Origin of the sequence: Euzebyella saccharophila (assembly GCF_014855495.1) — a bacterium.
GTDB lineage: Bacteria > Bacteroidota > Bacteroidia > Flavobacteriales > Flavobacteriaceae > Euzebyella > Euzebyella saccharophila.
Genome location: NZ_JACYFJ010000016.1, coordinates 1 through 4,390, shown reverse-complemented (window position 1 = coordinate 4,390; position 4,390 = coordinate 1). Strand labels below are relative to the sequence as shown.

At 34.6% G+C, this 4,390-nt stretch carries 5 protein-coding genes; 1 reads left to right on the top strand and 4 read right to left on the bottom strand.

Annotated features, from left to right (window positions below):
* Nucleotides 1-316: 316 nt before the first annotated feature.
* From IL355_RS19130 to IL355_RS19115, 4 genes are read right to left on the bottom strand one after another with little or no spacing between them, the layout of a single operon-like run.
* On the bottom strand, nt 317-1,474 hold the full coding sequence (locus tag IL355_RS19130; RefSeq protein WP_192463702.1) for a hypothetical protein: 1,158 nt from the start codon (nt 1,472-1,474) through the stop codon (nt 317-319).
* Complete coding sequence (locus IL355_RS19125; RefSeq protein WP_192463701.1) at nt 1,450-2,493, bottom strand: DNA cytosine methyltransferase; 1,044 nt, start codon at nt 2,491-2,493, stop codon at nt 1,450-1,452. Before IL355_RS19125 ends, IL355_RS19130 begins: the two co-directional genes overlap by 25 nt.
* On the bottom strand, nt 2,483-3,523 hold the full coding sequence (locus tag IL355_RS19120; protein WP_192463700.1) for a DNA cytosine methyltransferase: 1,041 nt from the start codon (nt 3,521-3,523) through the stop codon (nt 2,483-2,485). Before IL355_RS19120 ends, IL355_RS19125 begins: the two co-directional genes overlap by 11 nt.
* The gene (locus tag IL355_RS19115) at nt 3,520-3,846 is read right to left on the bottom strand and encodes a helix-turn-helix domain-containing protein (RefSeq protein WP_192463699.1); all 327 of its coding nucleotides are present in this window, start codon (nt 3,844-3,846) and stop codon (nt 3,520-3,522) included. Before IL355_RS19115 ends, IL355_RS19120 begins: the two co-directional genes overlap by 4 nt.
* 76 nt (nt 3,847-3,922) lie before the next feature.
* Here IL355_RS19115 and IL355_RS19110 point away from each other — a divergent pair, with 76 nt between their 5' ends.
* Nucleotides 3,923-4,117, top strand: a complete 195-nt coding sequence (locus tag IL355_RS19110) for a hypothetical protein (protein ID WP_192463698.1) — start codon at nt 3,923-3,925, stop codon at nt 4,115-4,117.
* Nucleotides 4,118-4,390: the final 273 nt, after the last annotated feature.

Below are 4,390 nucleotides of genomic sequence, written 5' to 3'. Positions count from 1 at the left end.
GGGGCGGGAAAGCTTGCCCTGCCATTATTCGTAAAAATTATGGTCCATTACGTGAAAAGCCATTCTCCGGCGCACGGAAAATTCACGTTCAACTTCTAGCATAGCATAAAAAAAGCCCCTTGAAGAGGCTTATATCGATCGTAGTTATTTCTAATTATAGGCTTGTGCAACGGTTACCATTGTTACCTGCTGGCTTTTCATTCCATAAACTTGCTAGCGTTGGCAAAGGCATACTCTTTTGCAATTTTTGGCTTGTGTGTTGGCTGTGGCGAATTGCAAATGTGTATGGCTTTAAGCGTTGGCTTTTCCGTTCTGTTTAGTAGAGAAAGTCCTTTGTCAAAATTTCAGTTATTCTTGCCCAATTAAATTCAATTCCACGTCCGCTTACAAAGTATCTATTCCCATTACCTTTTAAAAGTCCGAGTTTATTCCACAGTTTTAGTTCATCACGTATGTAACTTTCCTTATTTCCAGTTGTCGTTCGTCCTTCCTTTCTTGAGCCAATTGAGTTGTTTTCATCTAAATAAGTCTCAAAGTCTTTTCTGAACTGTGTACTATTTGCTAAACTAGCTGCACTTGCTCTTGTTTTATAATCTTCTAAATCTTGAATTAAGATTAAATGTTTGCCTTCTATCAAAACCAATTTGGTTAAATAGTCAATATATAAACTACTATCTAATCCATAAATTTTGGCAAGAGAAATTAATTTATAACCTTCTGCTGTTAATCGACCTTCTGAAGGTTCTATAAGTCCAAGTTGAAATAATGGAATTTTATAATTTTGTTTTTCACTTCTGTAATTGGTTTCATTATCCGTTTTAACCCTACCAATTCCTTCCCAAGTTCGAGTATTCCCTGCTACCATTAATCTCCAAAATTCTGGCCACGCGTAAGTTGTATAAATATCTCCAGTTTGATGGCTATGTTTGTCCAGTAAATCAAGTAAAGTAAAAACTTCATAATGGCTAATGTCACGCCACCAACACCAATAGGTTTGATTTATTTCCCCAGTTATTATTTCTCCCGTTCTTTCGTGCTCAATGGATTTGTATAATTGAATCGAATTTAATGGGTTCGATTCCAATGTTCTTTCATCATAACCAATTACTGAAATATAATGCCTCGAAAAAACATCCAATGATAGTACATTAGCTAAATGTTGAGCAATATTAAAACCTTCAACCACTTTCGGTAGAATAATTCCCGAGTAGTGATGCTTTTCTAAATATGATAAAGTTTGACCTAATCCAGTCAAATATTCTCTTTTTTGATGATTTGGTGGTTTGAATTCAAAAGCTAAACTTTGTTCCAAATCGTAGTCAAAACATACATAGTCAGGTCTTGGCCAACTAAAATCTCCAGCTTTGTTTATGTTGTCAGAAAATATTTGTCCCCAATTATCTACTCGGTTTACTATTTTCGATATAACTGCTCTACCAGCTTTTTCAGCTAATAAGTCGTGATTTGCTCCCATTGTTCTACTAGTTTTTCTTTTAAATGTTTTGCAAATACTTCAGATAATTTTACTGGTACTGCGTTACCTACTTGAATACATTGGTCTTGTCTTGTACCTTCAAAAACTACGTCATCAGGAAAAGTTTGAATTCTTGCTGCTTCTCTGACAGTCAAGCTTCTATTTTCTGTTGGATGTAGTGGAAAAGCATTGTGACCAGGAACCATAGTTGTAGCAGGTTTGTCTCTATGTAGTCTTTTATAAACGTGGCTGAAATTTTTAAGCTTATTGTCTTTATAATCACTTCTTGAACCTTTTAAAAGATGTTCAGGAATATCAGCATCAATTCCACCACCTTCTTTTATATAAGTGATGCGCTCTTTTACAATTGGATTATGATTTGTAGGAATATGATTAGCCACTTTATTTTCTTTACCAACCAAATCCATAATATGTTTTCTCAAGGTTTCTGGATTTTCTTTTGAGTTGGTATGTTCTGGAAATTCAATTTCAGAACCATCTAATGAACCCATAAAAAGAACTCTATACCTTTTTTGAGGAACACCATAATCTGTAGCACAAATGATTTTGCATTGCACATTTTCGTATCCAATATCCTTGAATTTTTCAAGTAGTATATCTTTAAAATAGCCATTTTTTGATGAAACTAAACCTCTTACGTTTTCCATAATGAAGTAATCAGGTTTCACAGTATCAACAACTCTTAAAAATTCCAAAATCAAGTTATTTCTTGCGTCTTCTGGATTTCGATTTCCAATTGTAGAAAAACCTTGACAAGGTGGACCACCAACTACGACATTGACTTTTTTACCTTTTGTATATTCAATGAGTTTTTCGTTGGTTATTTTACGAATGTCTTGTGAAATAATAGGTACTTCTGGATAGTTCAGTTTATGTGTGTCAATTGCTGGTTTCCAATTTTCGACAGAAAATACAGGCTCGAATCCTTGATTCATAAAGCCTCTTAAAAAACCACCTGCTCCAGAAAACAAGTCAATAAAAGTTAAATTATTCTCCATACTTATCTAAAATATTAATAACGTGATTTGCCCATTTTTCAGCCAATAATGGCGGAACTGCATTACCAACTTGAATACATTGTGATTGTCTATTTCCAGTAAAGATTAAATCATCAGAAAAAGTCTGAATTCTTGCTGCTTCTCTTACTGTCAAACTTCTATCTAGAATTGGATGGATAGGGAACGCATTATGGCCAGGTACCATTGTCAAAGATGGTTTTTCTCTATGCAGTCTCTTGAACGTACTTCCAAAATTTTTCCTGTAAAGTTCAGGTGGTAATTTATCTTCAGGCATTCTTCCACCTTCAGGAATTAATTGATATCTCGCAATGTTTTTTGGCCTGTGATTTAGAGGACTATGATTGTCAATTTCATTTTCTTTACCAATTAGGTCGTTAATTGCTTTTCCGACTGTTTTCCATTTTGAACCATTGATTCCATTTTCAAAATGGTCAGGTTCAGGATATGTATTCTCTTCAAAACCAATTCGATTACCAAAAACAAAAGTCCGTTGTCTTATTTGAGGAACACCATAATCAGCAGCATTCAATATTTTATAGTCGATTTTATATCCTGGAATCGAATTGAATTCTTCTAAAACATCTTCAAAGAAGTTGCCTTTTTTATAAGTGGTGAGACCTCTTACATTTTCCATTATAAAATATTTCGGTCGCAATACTCTAACGTGATTTATATAATGTCCGATTAAGTTGTTGCGGATATCATACTTTTCTCTTTTTTGAGCATTGGAAGAAGCTCTACTACCAATAGTTGAAAATCCTTGGCAAGGTGGACCACCAATTAATACATCAACTTCTGATATACCTTTTTCTTTCCAATATTTTTCTTCATCAATTTTGGATAAATCAACTTTTTCAAATGGTAATTCGGGATGATTTTTTCTATGAAAAGATTCACAATCTTGATTGTAATCAGCAGCAAGTAGCATTTCAAAACGCTCTGTATTTAAAAATCCGTTATGGAATCCACCAATTCCAGAAAACACATCTATAAGTGTATATTTTTTCATTCTAATTCTAATTTCCCTTGTTTAACATTTTTGTTTCTGATATATGAAGCAGTTTCCTCTGCAACTGAAAAAATTGTTTCAGAACATTTATATTTTGTTGCTTCTCTTGCAAATTTGTCTGCAAAGTAAAGGTCTGTAACACTTTGCTTTTGCTTTTCAAAAAGGTTCGCTAGTAATTCAAGTTTATTTTTACTAAATGTCTGTGAACCATTTTCGATACGACTAACTGCACTTGAATTCACTCCGATTTTTGCACCAAAATCAGTTTGAGTCCAGTCTCTTTTTTCTCTTTCAGTTTTTATGAAATCTCCGAAACTTGCCATTATTGCATATTTACGTTAAAAGGTTTGACCCTTAATTCGCAAATATATAAATGTTTTGCTAATTTACTATCAAGTTGTGAATGTTTTTTTTGGGTGGTGGTGGGAAAGGGCAAGCTCTTTTGGTTTTTCAGCGTTGGAAATAAGCGTTGGCAAAAACCAAATGTGCTTGACCGTGTGGTGGTTTTTTCAGCTTGCAGGTAACATCGGTTCGTGTATGATTAGTTGCGGACTTTTACAACGGAAAATGTCCGCCAGTACCGAAGATAGTTAATTGCAGGAATTTCCAAGTGGAAATTCCGACCGCAATTAATTATACACCGTGTGCCTGTTGCACAAGTTAAGAAAAAAACGGTCTTGATCATTGCCGTTCGGTAGATCGATCGTAACTTTAGGTATGCAGGGAAAAAAGGATTACCAGGAAAAACTGTTCGCACATTTCCAGTTGAGCGAGCGTATACCCGAGAACAATTTCTACAGGCGTTTGAAAGGGGCTTTGGACCTTGACTTTCTCTACCCTTTGACCAAGGGGTATTATGGCGAAAGC